The following is a 22,374-nucleotide window of genomic DNA, read 5'->3' as shown; positions in this document are numbered from 1 at the left end:
AAGTCGAACATAGATTCTGGAGGGAGGCGCCATGCCGGCCGATTCGTTCGTCCATCTGCACGTGCACACCGAATACTCGATGCTCGACGGCGCCGCCCGGCTGGAGCAGCTGTTCGAGCGGGCCGGTGGCCTGGGCATGCCGGCGATCGCGATCACCGACCACGGCAACCTGCACGGGGCCCACGACTTCTACCGCCAGGCCACGGGCGCCGGCATCAAGCCGATCATCGGCATCGAGGCCTATGTCGCGCCGGGGTCGCGGCACGAGCGGCGGCCGGTGCTGTGGGGCGAGCCCTACCAGCGCAAGGACGACGTCTCCGCGGGTGGTCACTACACCCACCTGACGATCTGGGCGCGTGACAAGACAGGGCTGCACAACCTGATGCGGCTGTCGTCGCGCGCCTACACCGAGGGGTTCGTCCGTAAATGGGCGCGGATGGACGCCGAGCTTCTCGCCGAGCACGCCGCGGGGCTCATGGCCACCACCGGGTGCCCGTCGGGCGAGGTGCAGACGCGGCTGCGGCTCGGGCAGTACGACGAGGCGCTCGCGGCGGCGGCGAAATTTCAGGACATCTTCGGCAAGGATGACTTCTTCCTGGAGCTCATGGATCACGGCCTCGACATCGAGCGCCGTGTTCGCGACGGGCTGATCAGGATCGGCCGTGAGCTGAACCTGCCGCCGCTGGTCACCAACGACGCGCACTACACCCACGAGTCCGACTCCGCCGCCCACGACGCCCTCCTGTGCGTCCAGACGGGCAGGCAGTTGTCCGATCCCGACCGGTTCCGCTTCGACGGCACCGGCTACTACCTCAAGAGCGCCGAGGAGATGCGCGCGGCCGACTCCTCCGAGCTGTGGGCCGAGGGCTGCCGCAACACGCTGGTCGTGGCCGAGCGGGTGGATCCGGCCGGGTTCTTCGCGTTCAGGAACCTGATGCCCGTCTATCCCGTCCCCGAGGGCATGACGGAGAGCGCGTTCTTCCGCCGTACGGTCTGGGAGGGCATGGACCGGCGCTGGCCGGGCGGCTACGACGAGCGGCGCAGGAAACAGGCCGAATACGAGATCGGCGTCATCGAGCAGATGGGCTTCCCGAGCTACTTCCTCGTGGTCGCCGACTTCATCATGTGGGCCAAGGCCAACGGCATCCCGGTCGGGCCGGGGCGGGGGTCGGCGGCGGGGTCGCTGGTGGCGTACGCGATGGGCATCACCGACCTCGACCCCATCGCGCACGGCCTGATCTTCGAACGGTTCCTCAACCCCGAGCGCGTCTCCATGCCCGACGTCGACATCGACTTCGACGAGCGCAGGCGCGGCGACGTGATCCGCTACGTGACCGCGAAATGGGGCGCCGACAAGGTCGCCATGATCGCCACGTTCGGCACCATCAAGGCGAAGGCCGCCATCAAGGACGCGGGCCGCGTCCTGGGCTACCCCTACGCGCTGGGCGACCGGGTGACCAAGGCGTTCCCGGCCGCCGTCATGGGCAGGGACGCCCCTCTGTCGGTCATCTTCGACGAGGGTCACCCGCGCCACGGCGAGGCCGGGGAGCTGCGCAGGCTCTACGCCGAGGACGCCGACGTCAAGGCGACGGTGGACCTCGGCAGGGGCCTGGAGGGCCTGATCAGGCAGACCGGCGTGCACGCCGCCGGCGTGATCATGTCGTCCGAGGTGCTGACCGAGCACGTGCCGATCATGCGCCGCGACGCCGACGGCGCGATCATCACCCAGTTCGACTATCCGACGTGCGAGGCGCTCGGCCTGCTGAAGATGGACTTCCTGGGCCTGCGCAACCTCACCGTCATGGACGACTGCGTCAAGATGATCGAGGCGGCCACGGGGGAGCGGCTCGACCTGCCCGCGCTGGGCCTCGACGACCCCGCGACCTACGACCTGCTGGCCAGGGGCGACACGCTGGGCGTCTTCCAACTGGACGGGAGCGGCAGCCGCGCGCTGCTGCGCCTCATGCGCCCCGACGCCTTCGAGGACATCTCGGCCGCCCTCGCCCTCTACCGGCCCGGCCCGATGGGCGCCGACTCCCACACCAACTACGCGCTGCGCAAGAACGGCCGGCAGGAGATCACGCCGATCCATCCCGAGCTGGAGCGGCCGCTCGCCGACATCCTCGAAACCACCTACGGCCTGATCATCTACCAGGAACAGGTCATGGCCATCGCGCAGCGGGTGGCCGGCTACTCGCTCGGCGCCGCCGACCTGCTGCGCCGCGCGATGGGCAAGAAGAAGAAGTCGGAGCTCGACCGGCAGTACGCCTCCTTCGAGCGCGGCATGAAGGACAACGGGTTCTCCGACGGCGCGGTCAAGGCGTTGTGGGACATTCTGCTGCCGTTCTCCGACTACGCCTTCAACAAGGCCCACACCGCCGCCTACGGCCTCATCGCCTACTGGACCGCCTACCTCAAGGCCAACCATCCGGCCGCGTACATGGCCGCGCTGCTGTCCGCCGTCAAGGACGACAAGGACAAATCAGCCCTCTACCTCAACGAATGCCGCCGCATGGGCATCAAGGTGCTCCCGCCGGACGTCAACGACTCCGACTTCGACTTCACGCCGCGCGGCACCGACATCCGCTTCGGGCTGTCGGCGGTGCGCAACGTGGGCGGCAACGTCGTCGACGGCATCATCGCGGCGCGCAGGCGGAAGGGCCGCTTCGGCGACTTCACGGACTTCCTGCGCAAGGTGCCCGCCGTCGTCTGCGCCAAGCGCGTCATCGAGTCGCTGATCAAGGCGGGGGCGTTCGACTCGCTGGGGCACGCGCGCAAGGGCCTGGTGCTGGTGGCCGAGCAAGCCGTGGACGCGGTCATCGACCTCAAGCGCAACGAGGCCATCGGGCAGGACTCGCTGTTCGCGGACCAGGCGTTCGACGTGAAGGTGCCGGCGGGGGAGTGGGAGAAGGGCACGCTGCTGCAGTTCGAGCGCGAGATGCTCGGGCTCTACGTGTCGGACCATCCGCTGCTCGGGGTCGAGCACGTGCTGGCGGCCGGGGCCGACTGCTCGATCGCGGCCGTGCAGGACGAGAGCCGGGCCGATGGGCAGGTGGTGACGGTGGGCGGGATCTTGAGCGGGCTGCAGCGCAAGGTCACCAGGAAGGGCGACACCTGGATGCTGACCCAGCTGGAGGACCTGGAGGGCTCGATCGAGGTGATGATCTTTCCGTCGGCGTACCAGCTGTCGTCGACGATTCTGGCCGAGGACGCGCTGGTGTTCGTCAAGGGGCGGGTCGACCGGCGGGAGGACGTGGCCAAGCTCGTCGCGATGGAGGTGACGGCTCCGGACCTGTCGTGGGGGGCGGGCGGGCCGCTGCTGGTGAGCCTGCCGCTGGCGCGGTGCACGCCGGGGGTGGTGGGGCGGCTGAAGGCGATCCTGACGGCGCATCCGGGGGTTTCGGAGGTGCACCTGCGGGTGCGCGACGAGGGCCGCACCACGGTGCTGCGGGTGGGCGACGGGCTGCGCGTGACCCCGTCCCCGTCGCTCCTCGCCGACCTCAAACACCTCCTCGGCCCTGACCTCTGATCTATTTTTTTTACGGCTTCGCGCGGGAGGGTCCATCCGCCGCACGGGGCCGGGCTCTGTCCAGGGTGACGCTCACCGGGCACACCCGGCGGGCCGCCGTGACGCGCGCTCTGTGGGCCTTGGAGCGACGTGTGGTGGGCCTGGCGCCTGGGGTAAGAGGCGACTGCGATGCCGGCCGCAACACACCGCTGGGGCGCCATTCGTGTGGGCGGTCGTCACCCGTGAGGGCGGTGACGACAACCTGCGATTCCGCACGTTACGGATCCCCCGCTCGTCAGGCGTCTAGCGGTCGTTGCTGGATGGACCGGGATCATCTGGGCCGCCTGAGCCGTCTGTCCCGTCTGTCCCGTCTGGGCCGTTCGGGCCGTCTGGGCTCTTCGGGCCGGCCGGGTCGCGTGGCCCGCTTGAGCCGTCCGGGGCTTCTGGGTCGTCGTTGAGGTGGAGGGCGAGTCGGGTGCGGTCGCGGAGGCCGAACTTGCGGAGCAGGCTGGAGACGTGGTTCTTCACCGTGCCCTCGGTGATGACCAACTGGACCGCGATCTCCCTGTTCGTGGCTCCGGCGGCGATCAGACGGGCCACCTCGGACTCCCTGGCCGACAGTCGTTCCTGGTTCGGGAGCGTGCTCGGGGCGGCGGGGGTGCGGCGGATCTCGGCGACCAGGCGGGCCGCCACCGGCGGGGCGAGCACGGTCTCGCCACGGCCCGCCCGGCGGATGGCGTCCACCAGGTCGTCAGGGGTGCAGTCCTTGAGGAGGTAGCCGACGGCTCCGGCCCTCAGAGCGCCGAAGATGTAGTCGTCCTCGTCGAAGGTGCTGAGCACGATCGCCGCGACGGTGGGATGGTCGATCGAGAGGTGGGAGATGAGCTCGACGCCGTCCATCCTGGGCATTCTGGCGTCCACCAGGGCCACATCGGGTGCGCATGCCACGGTCACGCGCAGGGCCTCCTCGCCGTCGGCCGCCTCCCCGACCACCTCGATGCCGTCCTCGATCTCCAGCATCTTGCGCAGCCCCTGCCGGATCAGCCCCTGATCGTCGACCAGCAGCACCCTGACCGGACGACTCATGACACCGCCTTCGCTCGGTCGGTCGGCAGCGTGTTGAGCGTCCTCATGGCGTTGTCCTTAGGCGGTCGGTCAGGGTGCTGGGCGTTCTCTTCGTTCTGATCTCTGACGGTGGGGCGGCGCGGGGTGCTGGGCAATCTCTTCGCGCTGATCTTTGATGGTCGGGCGCTCGGGGCCGGGGCGCTGGGCGTCCTCTTCGCGTTGGCCTTTGAAGATGGGGCGGGGCGCTGGGCGCCCTCTCCGCGCTGGCCTTTGGCGGTCGCGCGGCGGGAGTTGAGCATGCTCATGGCGCCGTCTCCCGGTGGCCGACCGGCAGAAGTAGAGGGCCAGTTGGCCAGTAGGCGGAGGCGGAATGGTCGTCACGATGCCGTGGCCGCTCTGGCGGGGAGCTCGGCGCGTACCTCGAAGCCGCCGTCCGGCCGATCACCGGTGATCAGGGTGCCCCCGACGGCGCGGGCGCGTTCGGCGAGGGAGCGGAGGCCGAAGCCGCCGCGCGCGCCGTGGTCGCGGCCCGTGCCGTCGTCGGCGACCTCCAGGACCACGTGCTCGTCCTGGAAGAGGAGCCGCCCGCGTACGTGGTGGGCGCCGGCGTGCCGGACGGCGTTGGTCAGACCCTCCTGCAGCACGCGGTAGAGGACGAGCTCCACGTCGGGTTCGAGGGGCCGTTCGCCGCCCACCACCTCGAAGGACACCGTGAGACCCGTACCGTCGAACGAGGCCGCCAGGCGCTCCAGGGCCACGCTGCTGACGTGCCCCTCGAGGGCGAGCGGGCGCAGCGCGCGGACCCAGCGGCGGGCGTCGGCCAGGGCCTCGACCGTGGTCTCCTTCGCCTGCCGCACCTCGTCCCAGGCGGCCTCGGGGCGGCGGGAGCGGAAGCGTTCGGCGTTCTCCAGAGCCATCTTGATCACCGTCAGGTGGTGGCCGATCGAGTCGTGCATCTCCGCGCCCATCCGCGCCCGCTCCTCGGCCACCGTCAGCTCCCTGATCCTGGCCAGTAGCCGCTGCGCCTCCGCCCGCCTGCGGCGCGCCTCCAGCACCGCCGACGTCATGCCCAGGACGAACGAGGCGAACACGACGAGCGGGACGGTCTGCGCGATGGCGTTCTCCACCCCGCGCCCGAAGACCAGCACGATGGAGGCGAAGATGGCGAAGCTGAGGCAGCCGATGATGGCGGCGGCGACGCGCATGTCGTAGACGAACGCCACGTTGGCGACGGCGATGAGAGTCAGGAGTTGGTGCAGCTCCGCCGAGCCGGTCAGCCCCAGCGCGAACGTGGCCAGCAGGAACACCACTGCGATGGGCCGCCGCCACCCGTCCGTACGCCGCCAGGACAGCACCAGCCACAGCGCGGCCACCAGCGTCAGGTTGACGCAGAAGGCGATGGTGTAGCCGATCGTGCCCGGCCTGGTCGCGTATCCGACCCCGGTCGCCACGAGCACCACCCAGAACACGACGCTGAACAGGGTCGGCCGATCGGGGTTACGCAGCCAGGCCAGACGGGGCAGCATGCCTCCGACACTAGTTCGCCGCGCGGAAGATGGAATCCTCCCTCGGTACCCATGACCAAGGTCATGACCAGTTCAACCCACGGTCCGATGCGCCCGAACCCCCCGGCTACCTAGCGTTGCGACCCATGAAAGCCACGCACCCCCTCCTGGCCGTGCCGATCACCATCGCGGCCATGTTCGCGCAGGTGATCATCGGCACCCTGCCCGTGACCCTGCTACCGGACCCGGGTCACCCCCTGTCCCGGCTGGCCGGCGCGATCGGGATCACCCTGGCCTCACTCGGCCTGATCTACCTCATCCGCCGCTATCTCGGCCGCCAGCCCTGGCGAGGCGTGGGTCTAGACCGCTCCCGGCGCGCGCTACCACACGTGCTGCTGGGCCTCCTGGCGGGCGCGGTCCCGGTGCTTGCCGCCAGCGCCCTGTCGGTGGCCCTCGGAGCGGCCACCACGGTCCCGTGGGCGGTGTTGGCCCCCCAGGTGCCCTATTTGCTACTGGCGGTCGTCTTCACCCTCCTCAGCCAGGCGTTCCCGGAGGAGCTGCTGTGGCGGGGCCACCTGTTCGACACCCTGTCGAGCCGGTTATCGCCGAGGGCCGTGATCATCGTGGTGTCGGTCGGCTTCGGCGCGATGCACATCGTCTCGCAGAGCCCCGCCACCACGCCGCTCGAACGCCTCCTGTACGTGCTCCACGCGACGGCGCTCGGGTTCGCGTGCGCGGCGGCGCGTGCACGCACGGGAACGGTCTGGATGGCGGTGGGCGTACACCTCGGCCTGCACACGGGCAACTACCTGTTCCCCACCCAGCCCGTTGCCTACGGCGTCCAGCTCATCATCCTGACCTGCACGTTCACCCTCAGCACCCTGCTCCTCATGCACCGACCCAAGCCAGACCACAACACAACCCCAGAACAGCCACCCGCCACGGTGGCGTAGAAGGTTCACCGATTGTGGCCGGCTGCTGAGCCGGGATGTGGGCCCGGGACGTGAGGCCTGGCATGTGGGCCCGGGACGGGCACGGGGACGGGCAAGGGGACGGGCACGGGGGACGGGCACGGAGACGGGGCACGGGGACGGTGGCCTGGTATGTGGGACGGGGCGGCGCGGCGGCGGGTGTGGGGACACTGCGAGTGGTCGTGCCACCGGTCTGATCGGGCCGGACGGGCGCGACCTGAGAGGCATCACGTCCACCGTGCCGATGGACCGGAGTAGAGCGCGACGATGGACCGGAGAGGAACGCGGCCGATGGGTCGGAGAGGAACGCGAGAGTCGATGCCACACGACACGGCGCGATCGAATCCAATACCAAGTGGCACCGCGCTCCTGTGCCAGGTGGCACCGCGCTCCTGTGCCAGGTGGCACCGCGCTCCTGTGCCAAGTGGTAGCGCGCGCCCCTGCCAAGTGACACCGCTACCAAGTGACACTGCGCGAGTGAACCGAGGCCGCCTGCCCGACTCAGCAGACCCAGGCAGCGTGCATACCTTCGGCGCCATTTTGGTGGCATCGCACGCAGGGATTTGGCGGCTTGTTTCCGATCGAGGCCGAGTTCCTCATGATCGCCCATATAGATCATCTGGTCGGGGGCGAGGAAAAGGTGGGCGGGGTGAGGGAGCGGTGGGGCGGGATATGACTTGTTCACGGCTCGGCGCCCTCCGCCTGGCAACCCTCGCCGTCGCCCCACCCGCCTCCGTGAGGCAGGATCGCACCGTGAGCGAACTGCACTACCTGACCGCCACCGAGCTGGCCCACCTGATCAAATCCCGGCAGGTGAGCGCCGTGGAGGTCCTTCAGGCCCACCTCGACCGCATCGAGCAGGTCAACCCGCACGTCAACGCCATCGTCACCCTGGTCGCCGAGCGGGCGCTCGAAGCGGCCGCGGCGGCGGATGCGGCGGTCGGGGCGGGGGAGCCCGCCGGGCCGCTGCACGGCCTGCCCGTGGCGCACAAGGACCTGGTCGATACGGCGGGTATTCGGACCACCTACGGGTCGCCGCTCTTCGCCGATCATGTGCCCGATGCGGACGACGTGATCGTTCAGCGGTTGCGGGCCGCGGGAGCCATCACGGTGGGCAAGACCAACACGCCCGAGTTCGGCACCGGGTCCCACACCGTCAACGAGGTCTTCGGCGCCACCAGGAACCCCTACGACCTGTCGAAGTCCGCCGGAGGCAGCAGCGGGGGAGCGGCCGCCGCGCTGGCCACCGGGATGGTGCCGCTGGCCGACGGCTCCGACATGGGCGGGTCACTGCGCAACCCCGCCTCCTTCTGCAACGTCGTCGGCCTGCGGCCCACCCCGGGCCGGGTGCCGAACGTCTCCGATATCGCCGCCTGGTACACCCTGTCCGTGTCCGGCCCCATGGCCAGGACGGTGGAGGACGTCACGTTGATGTTCGGGGCCATCGCCGGGTTCGACCGGCGCTCCCCGTACTCGATCAAGGAGGTCTTCGCGCCCGAGCCCGAGCAGGGGGTGGTCGGGTTGCGCGTGGCGTGGAGTCCCGACCTGGGCGGGCTGCCGGTGGATCCGCGGACGGCGGAGGTGACCGCGACGGCCCCGGCCGTGCTCGAAGGGCTCGGTGCGCATGTCGAGGAGGTCGAGCTGGATCTGGGGGACGCGGAGGACGCGTTCCGTACGTACCGGGCCTGGAACTACCTGCTGGCCTTCGGTGACAAGACCGGGCTGGGCCCCAACACCGCGTGGAACGTCGAGCAGGGGCGTCAGGTCACGGGTGCCGACCTGGCCAGGGCCGAGGGTGCCCGCAGCCGCCTCTACCAGCGCATGGCCGCGTTCTTCGACACCTACGACGTGCTGATCGCGCCGGTCAGCCAGGTGCCGCCGTTCCCGGTGGAGCAGCCGCACGTCAGCGAGATCAACGGTGAGCGGATGCCCGACTATCTCGCGTGGATGCGCTCCGCGTACTGGATCAGCGTCCTGCACGCGCCCGCGGCCTCCGTGCCGGCCGGGTTCACGGTGGACGGGCTGCCGGTGGGCGTGCAGATCGTCGGGCGGCCGTTCGAGGACGCGAGGGTGCTGCGGGTGGGACGGGCCTTCGAACAGGCCACCGGACACGGCCTGCGCCGCCCTTCCCTCTAGCGAGAGGTGAGGGGCCGGCGAAGGTGTCGAGGGCCGAGGCTAGCGAAGGTGAGAGATGGCGAAGGCCGGGGTTGGCGAGGGTGAGGGTTGAGGAGGGCTGGGGCTGGCGGAGGTGGGGCGGCGGTCTGGGGTCAGGGGCTGGCAAAGGTGGGGAGCTGGCGTAGGTCGGGGCTGGCCTCGTTTCCCGCACGTGCTGAATCGCCACAAGCCAACCGGCTTCTCCACCTCGCCCCTCCTTTAAGGGACCGCGCCGAAGTGCGGTGGAGACGGGAGGAGAAGGGAAGTCATGGTGACGTGCGGAATACAGGGTCTGGTGAAAGGCCAGGGCTGGCAGGGGTGAGGCGGTCTGACGTCGAGGGCTGGCGGGGGTGGGGCGGCGGTCTGAGGCCAGGGGCTGGCGAAGGCGAGGGTTGGCGAAGGCTGGGGCTGGTGGAGGTGGGGGCTGGCTAAGGTCGGGGCGGGCGGTCACGACGTGGGGAGCTGGCTAAGGTCAGGGCGTGCGGTCACGACGTGGGGCCGCGTCCGGCGAGTGAGGGGAACGATGTCGGCGACGCGACTGCTGGTCCTCGGCGTGGTACGGCTGCTCGGCGAGGCACACGGCTATCTGGTCGGTGCCGAACTGGAGTCGTGGGAGGCCGGGCGATGGGCCGGTCTTAGGTCGGGATCGATCTACCACGCCCTGCGTCAGCTGGCCAAAGACGGGCTGTTGGACGTCACCGAGGTGCATGAGTGGCCCGGTCGCGTCGACTACGCCATCAACGGCGAGGGTGAGGCGGAGTTCCTGCGGCTGCTTCGGAACGCGCTGAGCGTGCCCGATCGGCGTCCGGAGGTGTTCGGCGCGGCGGTGGTGCTGCTGCCGGCGCTGCCGAAGGAGGAGACGATCGCGCTGCTCAAGGAGCGGCTGGGCGCCTTGGAGGGTGAGGAGGCGCGGATCGCGGCGGCGATGGGTGAGGCGACGCGGGAAGCCGCTCGGCCGGGGAGCCTGGTGAGGCTGTTCGATTTGCGCGCGCAGCAGGTGGCGGGGGATGCGGCATGGACGCGGGGCCTGATCGCACGGCTTGAACGGGGTGAAGAACCGGCTTGAGCAGGGTGAAGGGCAGAGCAGGGAGCCGGCTGAGCGGCGTGAAGAGCAGGGCAGGGAACTGGCTTGAGCAGGGTGGGGAGTTGGCTTGAGCGGGATGAGGTGCCGGCTTGAGCGAGGGTGAGATTGGGATGAGGAGGCGGCCGCCGGCGGTGCGGCCGTCGGGTTTGCGGGCGAAGGCCAGCAGGATCGCGTCCACGTCGGCGCCCGTCAGGTCGTCGAGCACCGCCTGCTCACCGGGCAGCTCCACCAGCGTCGCCACGTCGCGGGTGTAGACCCCGGCCGTCGAGGCCGACAACGCCCCCGTCAGCGTCTTAGCCCGGACCTGCTGGTTTGAGCGGGGTGAAGGGGCGGCTGGAGCTGGGTGAGCAGTCGGTTGGAGGAGGCGAAGAGACGGCTGGCGTGGCGCGAGGGAGTGACTGGACCGGTGTGAAGGGAGGGCTGGCGCGGCGCGAAGGGGCAAGGGGTGGCCGGACTGGTGTGAAGGGGTGGCCGGGCCGCGAGGAGATGGCTGGCGTGGGTGAGATCGGGTGAAGGGAGGGCTGGCGCGGCGCGAAGGCGTGGCTCGACCGGTGTGACGTAGTGGCCGGGTCGGTGGAGGAGATGGCTGGCGTGCGGTGGCGTCGGGTGAAGAGACGGGTGGCGTTGGGTGCGGGGTGAGGTCGGGTAAGTGGCGGGCTGGTGCGGTGTGAAGGGGCGGGTTGCAGTGGTGTGAAGGGCGCTGGAGCGGAGTGAAAAGCCGGGTGGTCGGGTGGTTGGTGGGTTGACGGGGGGTGGGCGGGTGGTTCATAGTTTCGATGGCCAAATTTGGTTACCCAAATTTGGGTAGTCGGTCGGAAGGAGAGTGGTCCGGTTGAGTCATGAGCCCGGCGAAAGTCCCACCAAGTGGGTGGCTGATCATGTTAGGAAATATGTTGAGTCGGATGGTGCCAAGGGGCACATTTTTCATGGTGCGCCCACGCTGCTGATCACCACCATCGGCCGGCGTTCAGGGTTGCCTCGCAGGACCGCGCTCATCTACGGGCGTGACGGCGAGCGCTATCTGGTGGTCGGCTCCAACGGTGGTGCCGATGAGCATCCGCTCTGGTTCCACAACCTGCTCGCCCAGCCGCAGGTTCGGGTGCAGGTCGGTGCTGAGGTGTTCGAGGCGGTGGCCCGGCCGGCGACCAGTGAGGAGCGGCCGCGTCTGTGGGAGATCATGGCCGAGATGTGGCCGACCTACACGGGCTACCAGCGCAAGGCGGCGCGGGAGATTCCGGTCGTGGTCATCGAGCGCAATACTCCATGACCTACGGTTCTAGGCCCCCGTACGGCTGCCGCAGCGGCGACTCGCGGTAGCCGTGCATGCCCTCCAACAGCCCGAAGAACCCCACCCCGAGCAGCGGCCAGGACACCAGCACCCCGGAGGCGGTCAGTTTCAGGGCGCCGGGCACGATCTTGACCCCGGGCGCGGCGGCGGCCTCGACCGTGACCGCGCCCAGCGTGAACGTGGACCCGACCCACAATGTCAGGAACGACGCCAGCACCCCGCCCGCGCAGAGGCCGAGCAGCACCGGCAGCATCCAGCGCCGCCCCGAGAACCAGGCGACCCCGCCGCACAGCAGTCCCAGCCCGCCGGTGATCACCGCGAACCAGCCGTCGGCCGCGATCAGCGCCTGCGTCGTCGGGTCGGCCAGCACCGTCCCCTGCTCGGTGACCTGGTACGGAGCCCGGGGAGTGAGCCCCGACCACAACAGTCCGGCGGCCAGCCCGAGAGCGGCGAGTGTGAGGACAGTTACCGCAAAAGCGCGTACTTCCCTCGTCACGCCACTCCCCCTCACATGTGTGTCCGAATCAGCTCGATGGTATCCCCCGGCTAGGCTCACTCCGTGATTGCAGAAGAGGTCTGGCTCATAGAACCCTCCGGCCCGCTCCGGGGGGATGTCGAAGTGCGCGGTTCGAAGAACGGCGTGTCCAAGCACATGGTCGCGGCCATGCTCGGCAACGGCGAGAGCAGCATCCACAACGCCCCCGACGTGGGCGAGGTGGAGATCACCGCGGCCATGCTGCGGGCCCTCGGCATCAACGTCGAGATCTCCGCCAAGGAGATCAGGATCGAGCAGGGGCCGGAGATCGAGCCCCGGGTGCCCGCCGCGTTCACCGGCCTGAACCGCATCCCCATCCTCATGCTCGGCCCGCTGCTGCACCTGGCGGGGGAGGCGTTCGTGCCGCTGGTCGGCGGCGACCCGATCGGGCGGCGGCCGGTGAACTTCCACGTGGAGGCCCTGCGCGCGATGGGTGCCGAGGTGCAGGTGGGTGACACCGGCATCTTCGCCAAGGCCAAGCGGCTCAACGGCACCCGCATCGAGCTGCCGTACCCGAGTGTGGGCGCCACCGAGACGGTGCTGATGTCGGCGGTGCTGGCCGAGGGCAAGACGGTGCTGAAGAACGCCGCCATGGAGCCCGAAGTGGTGGAGCTGGCGCTGTTCCTGCAGCGGATGGGGGCCAGGATCGAGCTCTCACCCGACCGCAGGATCGTCATCGAGGGCGTCGAACGGCTGCGCGGCGCCTCCACCTGGCTGACCGGCGACCGCATCGAGGCGTTCTCCTACCTGGCGGCCGGGCTGGTCACCCAGGGCGAGGTACGCGTCCACGGCTGCCCCCAGGACCGCCTGGTCACCGCGATCACCACGCTGGCCAGGATGGGCGCCCAGTTCGACATCAACGACGAGTACGTGTGCGCCACCGCGCCCCCCGAGGGTCTGCGCTCGGCGGCCGTGCAGACCGACACGCACCCCGGGTTCATGACCGACTGGCAGACGCCGCTGATGGTGCTGTTCACGCAGAGCCAGGGCATGTCGGTGCTGCACGAGACGGTCTTCGAGAACCGCCTGGTGTACGTGCCCGCGCTGCAGAAGATGGGCTGCGAGATCGAGGTGTTCGACCAGTGCCTGGGCGGCCCCGCCTGCCGCTACCACGACACCAACGCCCGGCACTCGGCCGTCGTGCGCGGCGTGTCCAGGCTCAAGGGCGCCGACGTGACGCTGCCCGACATCCGTGCCGGGTTCTCGGGGGTGCTGGCGGCGGCGGTGGCCGACGGGACGTCCACGCTGCGCGGCGTCCACCACATCGAACGCGGCTACCACCGCCCGTTCGAGCAGTTCGCGTCGCTCGGCCTGAACATCCGCCGGGGCAACGGCGAAGCAGGCGGGCAACAGTGAGGCAGGCGGGCAACGGTAAGGCGGGCGGGCAACGGTAAAGCAGGCGACGGTAAAGAGGTTGGAAGCGGGCGTTTGCCGCTGATCGGGACGTCGCAGATCATCTGACGTGACCGTACTCAGATCCGCCGGGCAACTCGGGCTGGCGGGGGCGCTCGGCGGGGTGCTGGCGGCCGCACTGGTGGCGCCGGTCGTGAGCGGAGGCGGCATCGCCGCGATGGGCGTCGCGAACACCTTCGTCGAGCTTCCGCCCGCCCCGCGCGAGGAGCCGCTGGCGCAGGTGACCAGGCTGCTGGACAAGGACGGCCGGCAGTTCGCCCAGTTCTACGAGGCCAACAGGACCGCCGTCCCGCTCAACGCCGTGGCGGCGATCATGCGCCAGGCCATCGTGGCCATCGAGGACGCCCGCTTCTACGAGCACGGCGGCCTCGACGTCAGGGGCACGGTCCGGGCGCTGCTCACCAACACGCAGGCGGGCGGCATCCGGCAGGGCGGCTCGTCCCTGACGCAGCAGCTCGTCAAGAACATCCTGGTCGAGAGCGCGCGTACCGACGCGGAGCGCAACAAGGCCCGCGCGCCCAACCTGGCGCGCAAGATCACTGAGCTGCGGTACGCGCTGGCGCTGGAGAAGAAGTACCGCAAGGACCAGATTCTTGAGCGCTACCTGAACATCGCCTACTTCGGCGCCGGCGCGCACGGCGTGGAGGCGGCGGCCCGGCGCTTCTTCTCCACCTCGGCCTCCCGGCTGACCCTGACCCAGGCGGCCACGCTGGCGGGGGCGGTGCGGATGCCGTACTCGACCGATCCCTCGCTCGGCCGCGAGCAGCAGGCGCGGCTGCGGGCGCGGCGCGACCTCGTGCTCGACCGCATGGCCGGGCTCAAGCAGATCTCGCCGCAGCAGGCGGCGAGCGCCAAGGCGGCGCCGCTGGGCATCAGGCTCAGGCCCGAGCCCGGCGGGTGCGCGCAGAGCGAGTTCCCGTTCTACTGCCTGTACGTGCAGGAGGAGCTCCTGTCGAACGCCGTCTTCGGCAACACGCCGGCCGAGCGGCGCGCCAGGATGGCGAGGGGTGGCCTGGTGATCAGGACCAGCCTCGACCCGATCGCGCAGCGCGCCGCCGACCGGGCCGTCCACCGCAACGTCTCGCCCGAGGACACCGAGGTGGCCGCCGAGGCCATGGTGGAGCCGCGTACCGGGCGCATCAGGGCGATGTCCGCCAGCAAGCGGTTCGGCCGCAACCCCGGCAACCGCAAGAACGGCCCCAAGACCACCTTCAACCTGGCCGCCGACGTGGCGCACGGGGGCGGGCAGGGGTTCCAGGCCGGTTCGACGTTCAAGGTGTTCACCCTGGCCACCGCGTTGCGGCAGGGCTGGCGCTTCGGCGACGGCTTCAAGACGCCGGGGGAGATGGTGCCCGGCCAGGGCTACCGTGACTGCTCGGGGCGGCCCGTCAACGATCCGAACACGCGCGTGCTCAACGCCAGCGGCGAGGGCTCGGGCGGCCCGCACAGCATCGAGACCGGCACCTGGAAGTCGGTCAACATCTTCTACATGATGCTGGAGCGCAAGGTCGGGCTCTGCAACGTGGTCCGTACGGCCAGATCGCTCGGCGTCACCCGGGCGGACGGGGGGCCGCTGCGGGAGGTGCCGACGTTCACGCTCGGGGTCAACGAGATGGACCCGGTGACGGTGGCGGCGTCGTTCGCGACGTTCGCGGCCAGGGGGTTGTACTGCCGGCCGCTGGCCATCATGGAGATCACCGGCAGGGACGGGCGGCGTACGCACGTGCCGCCCGTGTGCGAGCAGGTCTTGGAACGGCCGGTCGCGGACGCGGTCAACCACGTGCTGAAGGGCGTGTTCGACAAGGGCACCATGCAGGGGCAGGGCATCGACCGGCCCGCGGCGGGCAAGACGGGCACCAACAACGGCTACACCTCGGCGTGGTTCGCCGGGTACACGCCCGCGCTGGCGGCCGCGGTCAGCGTGGGGGACATCCGGGGGTCGTACCGGTTCCCGCTGCAGGGCGTGCGGATCGGGGACCGGTACTTCGGGTCGGTGCAGGGGGCGTCGCTGCCGGGGCCGATCTGGGTGGAGTCGATGCGGCCGGCGCTGAGACGTACGGAGCCGCGCGGTTTTCCCGGGCCCGACATGGGGCGGTTCGGTGGCGGGCACACGCCGGGGCTGAAGGAGGCCCTCGCCAAGGAGAAGAAGAAACCCGGTGATCGTCCCTTCGGACGGCGGTACCGGCGGCTCTTCGACTGGCTGCTGGGGCAGAGCCCGATCGCGCCGTCACTCGAGGTGCCTCACGAGCGGGCCGCCCAGGACGGACGCGCGGTGAGACGCCACAACAAGCGCCACAACAAGCGCCATGACGACCGGGTCAGGCGCCACCGCAGGCACTGAAAGGCACTGAGGAAGCGCTGAAAGGCACTGAAAGGCGCTGAAAAGCTTCAGCCGGCCTTGCCGATGGGGGCGGTGACGGCCCTGGTGAGCGTGATCAGGTTGGCGGGGGCGGTCTCGATCTGCAGGCCGCGCTTCCCCGCCGAGAAGTAGATCGTCTCGAAGTCGAGGGCCGAGGAGTCGACCACGGTCGGGAGCTGCTTGCGCTGGCCCAGCGGGCTGATGCCGCCGACCACGTAGCCCGTCACCCGCTCGACCTTCGCCGCGTCGGCCATCGCGGCCCGCTTGCCGTCGAGCGCGGCGGCCAGCGCCTTGAGGTCGAGCCTGCCCGCCACCGGCACGACCGCCACCGCCAGCCCGCTCTCGACCTCGGCCACCAGCGTCTTGAAGATCCGCTCGTAGGGCACGCCGAGCGCGTCCGCGGCCTCCTCGCCGTACGCCTGCGCGGCGGCGTCGTGCTCGTACGGGTGGAGCGTGAACTCGGCCTTCGCCTTGGTCAGCGCCATGGTGGCCGGGGTGCCGCCCTTGCCCTTCGATTTGCTCACGGAATCCGATTGTAGCGAATCTACATTGTAAAGGCCCGGCCCGGGGTGTACCCGAACGCCCGCCCGAACACATCGATGAACGCGCTCGCCGACGCCCACCCGCACCTGTGCGCCACGACGGTCACCGGGACACCGTCCGCCAGCAGGAGCAGCGCGCGGTGCAGCCGGAGCTGCGTACGCCACTGCGGAAAGCTCATGCCGAGCTCGCTCCGGCACAGCCGGGCCAGGGTGCGGTCGCTGGTGCCGACCCGCGCGGCGAGGCGCGTCAGCGTGCTGCCGTCGGCGGGGTCGCGGTGCAGGACGGCGCAGGCGGCGGCCAGCCGGGGGTCCCGCGCGGTCGGCAGGTGCAGGGGCTGCTCGGGGGCGTGCCTGAGCTGGTCGAGCAGAACACCGAGCAGCCGGGCGCGCTCGGCTCCGTGAAGCCCGTCGGAGGTGTAGGCGATGATCAGTTCGCGGAGGAGGGGGCCGACCGCGAGGACGGCGGGGCGGCGCAGGCCGAGGGGGTTGCCGGTCAGGCCGACCAGGCGCAGGTCGGTGTCGCCGTGGGCGCGGTGCTCGTGCACGGTGCCGGCCGGGATCCAGATGGCGCGGTTGGCGGGGGCGACCCAGGTGCCGGCGTCGGTGGTGGCCGAGAGGACGCCGCGGCAGGCGTACACGATCTGGTGGGTGTCGTGCCGGTGGGCGTCGATGCCCGCGCCGGGGGCCAGGGGGCGGCGGCCGGTGGGCGCTTCGGGCATATGGCGGATTTCCGTCATAAATTGGCATTTTATCGGAAGCGGGCCAGCAGGCCATCGGGTGAGGATCGAGGCGTGAACAGAGTTCCGATGCTCGCCGCCGGCCATGCCACCGTGGACTTCTACCAGGGCGTGGTCCCCGCCATGGTGCCCTTCCTGGTGGCCGGGCGCGGCTACGGGTACGTCGCCGTCTCCGGCATCGTGCTGGCCGCCACCTTGTTGTCGTCGATCGTGCAGCCGCTCTTCGGGGTGCTGACCGACAAATGGCGGATGCCGTGGCTGATCCCGTTGAGCATGGTCCTGGCCGGGTCGGGGGTGGCGATCGGCGGCGTGACCGACTCCTATGTGCTGACCTGGCTGGCGGTGGCCCTGTCAGGGCTGGGGGTGGCCGCCTACCATCCCGAGTCGGCGCGGCTGGCCAGGATCGCGAGCGAGGGCAGTCACGTCCGGATGAGCTGGTTCTCGCTGGGCGGGACGCTGGGGTTCGCGTCGGCGCCGGTGCTGGTGACGCCGCTGCTGTCGGCGGGAGGACTGGGGGCCTCGCCGTTCCTGGTGCTGCCGGCGCTGGTGGGCGCGGTGGTGACGCTGCCGGCGATCAGGGCGCTGGCCGGGGGTGAGTCGGGGGCGCGGGCGGCCGAGCCGGTGGCGGGACGGGACGACTGGCCGGCGTTCGCGAGGCTGACGCTGGTGATCGTCTTCCGTTCGGTGGTGTACGTCGGTCTCAGCGCCTTCGTCGCCCTGTACATGGGGGGCGGGGCGGCGGGCGCGGTGGCGTTGTTCGTGCTGTTCGCGGGCGGTGCGGTGGGGACCGTGGCGGGCGGCAGGCTGGCTTCGCGGTGGGGGCGGGTGCGGACGATGCGGCTGTCGTACGCGCTGGCCGTCCCGGCGGTCGCCGGTGTGGTGCTGGCGCCCGGCCCGCTCGCGTACGTGTTCGTGGCGGCGTCGTCGATCGCCCTGTACGCCCCGTTCTCCCTGCATGTGACGCTCGGCCAGGACCTGCTGCCGACCAGGGTGGGCACGGCCGGCGGGGTGACGCTGGGGCTGGCGGTGAGCGTGGGGGGACTGGCGAGCCCGCTGGTGGGCGCGGTGGCGGAGGCCGCCTCGCTCAGGACGGCGCTGGCCTGCCTGATCGTGTTCCCGGTCCTGGCCTGGCTGCTGGCCCGCACCCTGAGGGAACCGGCGCCGGCGCCCGGGACCCGTTAGCGGTGGGTGTGCAGGCGCAGGACGCTGGTGTTGTCGCGCTGGGCCGGGTCGAGGCGGGTCGAGGTGACGCGGGCGGTGATCGGCAGGGTATGCCCCGCGTCCCTGGCCACGTTCACCTGTGCGGTGATCCTGACCGGGCGGCCGGGGTGGACGGCGTCGATCGTGCAGGCCGCCCGCCGCGCGGAGCGGTCGCAGGAGGCGCCACGGACGGCGGTCAGGCCGGCGCCCGCCGGGAGGTCGAGCGTGACGGGGACCTGGGCGGCGGCCATCAGGCCGCGCATGGTGACGGTGGCCGTGACGGTGGTGGTGCCGCCGCGCCGGACCGTCCGTGACGGGCCCGACAGCCTGACCGACAGCGCGTCGTACACGCCGCGCGGGTCGGCCCGCTTGACGATGGCGCCGTAGCCTTCGAGGTTGAGGGCGTTGGCGACGGAGTTGCCGTCGGACTCGCCGTCCTCCTTGCCCGCCGACAGCACGCCGACCAGGTCGCCGGTGCCCCTGAGGATCCACGGGCCGCCGCTGTGGCCTTTGAACAGGTGGCAGTTGTACGTCTCCATCCGCCCCGTGTCCGGCGTCTTGCCGGTGGTGCGGGCGGCGAGCATGGTGGCGTCGTCGGTGGCCCCGCTCGCCTGCCGCGTCTTGCCGGCGCACCAGAGCTGGTCCCTGCCGTCGTACGGCTTCCTGCCGAGCAGGCCCGGGTAGCCGGTGGTGGCGATGGTGTGCCTGCCGCCCTGGTTGAGCATCGGGGTGAAGGCGCCGACGGCGTCCTGGAGGGCGCGTTTGCGGCCGCCGACCTCGATGAGGGCGATGTCGTAGATCGAGTTCCAGTCGCCGCCGCTGAGGCCGGTGTAGCCGTCGGGCTTCCACGCCTGCCGTCCGCCCCATCGGCCGTACGGCTCGCGCTGCCGCACCCCGGCCCCCCGGCCGTCGTAGGCGGGGACGAACGCGAAGCTGGTGTGCCATTGGCCGGTCGACGCGCCGTCGGGGACGCCGTACACGCAGTGGGCGGCGGTGACGACGAGCAGCTTGGACGCCGAGCGGACGACGGAGGCGCTGCAGGAGTCGCCGTTGCCGGCCGCGTTGACGAAGAACAGCCGGCCGCTGATGCGGCTGTGGGGGTTGGCGGTGTACGGGCGGCGGACGGGGGCGTACCCGTTGGTGTCCCCGCCGGGCGTGATCCGTTTGGTGGCCGGCACACTGCTCCGCGCGGAGTTCCCGGCCCCGGCCTTCGCTTCCGTGCCGGGCTCCACGGGGGTGGCGGGTCTGGGAAGGCTCTGGGGCAGGTCGGCGGCCTTGGCCTTGGCCTGTTTGCCGGTGGTCCAGTAGCGCGCGGCGCGCCCGGGCCGCATCAGGGGTGACGATTCGGCGCCCCAGGTGGCGGCCCCCGGAGCGGACACCTTGGCCGGGTCGGCCTTGGCGGGTGGCTGGTCGGCGGTGGCCGGCAGGGCGAGTGTGACGCCGGCCAGCGTGGTCAGCGTGGTGACGAGAGTTTTCCGCACAGTGTCCCCCGAGCCGCTCGATAACGTCTCGATCACTGTAAGTCACCATAAGGGGGCGAAGCGTAGTCTATAAGATCAGCGTGTCGCGATCAGCCCGCCGCGGCGTCGCCCGTTCCCTCGTGCGGCAGGATCTCGGCCGTGCTCGCCTCCGACGGCTCGCGGTCGGGCCGCAGCCCCCGCCATGAGGGGTGGCGCAGCCGTCCGTCGCCGGTCACCTCGGCGTACTGCACCTCGCCGACCACCACCGGGTCCACCCAGTGCGCGTCGCGGGCGTGTTCGCGCGGCACCTGTTCGTCGAACGCCGGGCCGGGCCGGGCGAGCGGTGTCAGCAGGTCTTGCAACTCGGCCAGCATGGCCTGGGTGAAGCCGGTGCCGACGTGGCCGACGTACCGAAGCCGCCCGTGCGGGTCGTACGCGCCGATGAGCAGCGACCCGATCGTCCCCGAGCGCCGCCCGCTCCCGGGCTTCCATCCGCCGATCACCACCTCGACGGCTCTGACGTTCTTGACCTTGGTCCATTCGCCGCCGCGCCGGCCCGGCCGGTACGGCGAGCTCATCCGCTTGCACACGACCCCTTCGAGCCCGAGCTCACGGGAGGAGCCGAAGGCCCGCTCGGCGTGGTCGGCGAACCACACGGGCACCTCCCACCGGTACCCGGGCCGCAGTGTGCTCTCCAGCAGTTCCCTGCGCTCGGTGTACGGCCGCGACACGACACTGACGTCGTCGAGGTGCAGGATGTCGAACGCCATGAACGTCACCGGCACCGTACGCACCAGTTCGGCCACCACGGCGGGGTTGCGCTGGTGCATCCGGGGCTGCAGTGCCTCGAAGCTGGGCCGTCCGGTCTCGTCGAACGCCACCACCTCCCCGTCGATCACCGCCGCGTGCCCGCCGGCGGCGCCGGCCATGAGCTGGAGCTCGGGGTAGGCGATGGTGATGTCCTTGGCGTTGCGCGACATCAGCCGGACGGCGCCGTCCTCGAGGTAGGCGAGGGCGCGCACGCCGTCCCATTTCATCTCGACGGCCCAGTCGGGGCCCTGGACGGAGGTCAGGGTGCCGAGCTGGGCGAGCATCGGCGCGTAGGCCGGCAGCCGCACCATGGTGCATGCCGTACCCCGTCCGGCTGATCGACAGTGGTGGTCCGGGGTCTACAGATGGTCAAGAGGCGAGTCTTCTACCAGTTCGGCTAGATCCACCCCGTGTTCGCCCAGCTCGCCGACGGTGGTGCAGTAGCCGCGCAGATAGGTCCTGCCGTTGACGCGGTGGGAGACGCGCAGCAGCGGACGATCATCGAGGATGATCGCCTCCACCAGAATGCCGCCAGGCCCGCGCCAATGTCCCATCCCGCAAGAGTATGTGACTGGACATAATGGACACGTAATGCGGAAGTTCTCACATCCCCTCAGGGAAGGACGGAGCCGGTTCCGGATCGCCGTCGGCCCAGGTCCTGCGCAGGCGCAGGAGGGCCGCGGGGGAGCCGGGTGACTTGACGAACGCGTCCTTGAGCGGAAAGCACAGGTAGCCGCAGGTCGTCCAGACGTGGTGGCCGCCCAGGTCGAAGCAGCGGGCGCCGTGCTCGTCGTGCCGGGGAAAGCCGGTCATCGCGAGATAGAGGAGCCCGGAGTAGACGCCGCCGGCGGCGTGCACGTCGATCCTGCCCCGCCGGCCCGGTTCGACGGTCAGGGTGGAGTGGACGATCTCGAAGCCGGGCCAGGCCGCGACGTCCCCCACGCCGCGGGTGTAGCCGCCGGTGAAGTGGGCGTGCCCGGGGACGGCGATGTCGAGCGTGCCGCCGGCCGCCCAGCCGCCGCCGACGGCGACGGCCTCGCGCAGCTCGTGGGCGGCGCTGTAGCGCAACAGGTGGCCGCCCGCGACCGTCGCGGTGGAGGCCCGCCAGGGATGGCGCGTGACCAGGCATCCGCCGAACGCCAGCCGGCCGGAGTGGCGGCCGATCAGCTCCTCGAAGTGGTCGAAGACGAGTCTGGCGGTGCCGTACGCGGCCCGGTGGTCGATGACCTGGACGCCGCGCCCGCGCTCCCCGTCGTTGAAGCAGCCGTCGCAGACCCGCTTCACCTCGGCCCACCGCTCCTCGCACGGCTCGACCCCGGAGACCGTCTTCCAGTTCGCTCCTCTGGGTGCGCCCGCCGCGGCGACATGGCGCGGAACGAGGGGGCCGGTGCCGGGCCGGATGAGGGGGACACCCGCCACGGCCTCACATTCCGGGTGTTCGGTCATGTGGAGGGCCGCGGTGTGCCGGAGTGAGGAGCAGTCCAGTGCGCTCCCGTGCGGCTCGGAGCGGATGCCGGTGTGGTTCATGTGACGCCCCTCTACGAGACGTGCCCCAGGTAAAAACTACGTAACGTTACATTTGAATTACTCAAAGTTTTTTGCGGCGTGGCGCGTTAGGCGATGTTCGTCGAGGGCAGGTGGAACCGCTGGAGCTTTCCCCGGCCGTGGCCTTACCCCCGTGATGGCCACGGCGCCGCCCCGGCAGGCCCGGTCCGGGGTAGTGATGGCCGCGGGGCGCAGCGT

At 70.7% G+C, this 22,374-nt stretch carries 16 protein-coding genes and 1 pseudogene; 8 read left to right on the top strand and 9 right to left on the bottom strand.

Annotated features, from left to right (window positions below; genetic code table 11):
* The first annotated feature begins 31 nt into the window (after positions 1 to 31).
* Positions 32 to 3,529, top strand: coding sequence for a DNA polymerase III subunit alpha (gene dnaE / locus C4V41_RS20930; protein ID WP_103957583.1), 3,498 nt, complete (start codon positions 32 to 34; stop codon positions 3,527 to 3,529).
* Between the two features lie 441 nt (positions 3,530 to 3,970).
* On the opposite strand, the pseudogene C4V41_RS20925 reads toward dnaE, so the two are convergent.
* Positions 3,971 to 4,594: pseudogene (locus tag C4V41_RS20925) on the bottom strand (response regulator); the annotation flags it as partial.
* A gap of 356 nt (positions 4,595 to 4,950) precedes the next feature.
* Complete coding sequence (locus C4V41_RS20920; protein ID WP_103957581.1) at positions 4,951 to 6,099, bottom strand: sensor histidine kinase; 1,149 nt, start codon at positions 6,097 to 6,099, stop codon at positions 4,951 to 4,953.
* A 125-nt stretch (positions 6,100 to 6,224) separates the two neighbouring features.
* Between C4V41_RS20920 and C4V41_RS20915 the strand changes: the two genes are divergently transcribed.
* The 4 genes from C4V41_RS20915 to C4V41_RS20890 all read left to right on the top strand — a co-directional run bounded on the left by C4V41_RS20915 (position 6,225) and on the right by C4V41_RS20890 (position 11,554).
* Complete coding sequence (locus C4V41_RS20915; RefSeq protein WP_160150345.1) at positions 6,225 to 7,031, top strand: CPBP family intramembrane glutamic endopeptidase; 807 nt, start codon at positions 6,225 to 6,227, stop codon at positions 7,029 to 7,031.
* 771 nt (positions 7,032 to 7,802) lie between these two features.
* Complete coding sequence (locus tag C4V41_RS20910) at positions 7,803 to 9,185, top strand: amidase (RefSeq protein WP_103957579.1); 1,383 nt, start codon at positions 7,803 to 7,805, stop codon at positions 9,183 to 9,185.
* A gap of 541 nt (positions 9,186 to 9,726) precedes the next feature.
* A complete protein-coding gene (locus tag C4V41_RS20900; protein WP_103957577.1) occupies positions 9,727 to 10,269 on the top strand; it encodes a PadR family transcriptional regulator in 543 nt (180 codons plus the stop codon).
* 850 nt (positions 10,270 to 11,119) lie between these two features.
* Positions 11,120 to 11,554, top strand: coding sequence for a nitroreductase family deazaflavin-dependent oxidoreductase (locus C4V41_RS20890; RefSeq protein WP_103957932.1), 435 nt, complete (start codon positions 11,120 to 11,122; stop codon positions 11,552 to 11,554).
* A 1-nt stretch (position 11,555) separates the two neighbouring features.
* Here C4V41_RS20890 and C4V41_RS20885 read toward each other — a convergent pair whose 3' ends face one another.
* Positions 11,556 to 12,071, bottom strand: a complete 516-nt coding sequence (locus tag C4V41_RS20885) for a hypothetical protein (RefSeq protein ID WP_103957576.1) — start codon at positions 12,069 to 12,071, stop codon at positions 11,556 to 11,558.
* Positions 12,072 to 12,134: 63 nt separating this feature from the next.
* Between C4V41_RS20885 and murA the strand changes: the two genes are divergently transcribed.
* A complete protein-coding gene (gene murA, locus C4V41_RS20880; RefSeq protein WP_268808631.1) occupies positions 12,135 to 13,466 on the top strand; it encodes a UDP-N-acetylglucosamine 1-carboxyvinyltransferase in 1,332 nt (443 codons plus the stop codon).
* A 106-nt stretch (positions 13,467 to 13,572) separates the two neighbouring features.
* Positions 13,573 to 15,864, top strand: coding sequence for a transglycosylase domain-containing protein (locus tag C4V41_RS20875; RefSeq protein WP_235030273.1), 2,292 nt, complete (start codon positions 13,573 to 13,575; stop codon positions 15,862 to 15,864).
* A gap of 47 nt (positions 15,865 to 15,911) precedes the next feature.
* Here the strand turns inward: C4V41_RS20875 and ybaK are convergent, their stop codons facing one another.
* Both ybaK and C4V41_RS20865 read right to left on the bottom strand, forming a co-directional pair.
* A complete protein-coding gene (ybaK, locus tag C4V41_RS20870) occupies positions 15,912 to 16,367 on the bottom strand; it encodes a Cys-tRNA(Pro) deacylase (RefSeq protein ID WP_103957929.1) in 456 nt (151 codons plus the stop codon).
* A 59-nt stretch (positions 16,368 to 16,426) separates the two neighbouring features.
* A complete protein-coding gene (locus C4V41_RS20865; RefSeq protein WP_103957575.1) occupies positions 16,427 to 17,161 on the bottom strand; it encodes an AraC family transcriptional regulator in 735 nt (244 codons plus the stop codon).
* Positions 17,162 to 17,215: 54 nt separating this feature from the next.
* On the opposite strand from C4V41_RS20865, the gene C4V41_RS20860 reads away from it, so the two are divergent.
* Complete coding sequence (locus C4V41_RS20860) at positions 17,216 to 18,343, top strand: MFS transporter (RefSeq protein ID WP_235030272.1); 1,128 nt, start codon at positions 17,216 to 17,218, stop codon at positions 18,341 to 18,343.
* On the opposite strand, the gene C4V41_RS20855 is transcribed toward C4V41_RS20860, so the two are convergent.
* The 4 genes from C4V41_RS20855 to C4V41_RS20845 form a co-directional block, all read right to left on the bottom strand.
* Positions 18,340 to 19,842 (bottom strand): trypsin-like serine peptidase, encoded by a 1,503-nt coding sequence (locus C4V41_RS20855; protein WP_103957573.1) that lies wholly within the window; start codon positions 19,840 to 19,842, stop codon positions 18,340 to 18,342. The two genes, C4V41_RS20860 and C4V41_RS20855, sit on opposite strands and share 4 nt — an antisense overlap.
* An 89-nt stretch (positions 19,843 to 19,931) precedes the next feature.
* Entirely contained in the window at positions 19,932 to 20,942 is a 1,011-nt protein-coding gene (gene ligD, locus C4V41_RS20850) for a non-homologous end-joining DNA ligase (RefSeq protein ID WP_103957572.1), read from the bottom strand.
* Between the two features lie 48 nt (positions 20,943 to 20,990).
* Positions 20,991 to 21,185 carry a hypothetical protein gene (locus C4V41_RS60765; protein WP_146103723.1) on the bottom strand — a complete coding sequence of 65 codons (195 nt, stop codon included), beginning with the start codon at positions 21,183 to 21,185 and terminating at the stop codon, positions 20,991 to 20,993.
* A gap of 49 nt (positions 21,186 to 21,234) precedes the next feature.
* Positions 21,235 to 22,158, bottom strand: coding sequence for a hypothetical protein (locus C4V41_RS20845; RefSeq protein WP_103957571.1), 924 nt, complete (start codon positions 22,156 to 22,158; stop codon positions 21,235 to 21,237).
* Between the last annotated feature and the right edge of the window lie 216 nt (positions 22,159 to 22,374).

Origin of the sequence: Nonomuraea solani, from assembly GCF_900108335.1 — a bacterium.
Lineage (GTDB): Bacteria > Actinomycetota > Actinomycetes > Streptosporangiales > Streptosporangiaceae > Nonomuraea > Nonomuraea solani.
The sequence above is the reverse complement of the archived record's forward strand: the minus strand, read 5'-3'. Positions and strand labels throughout refer to the sequence as shown.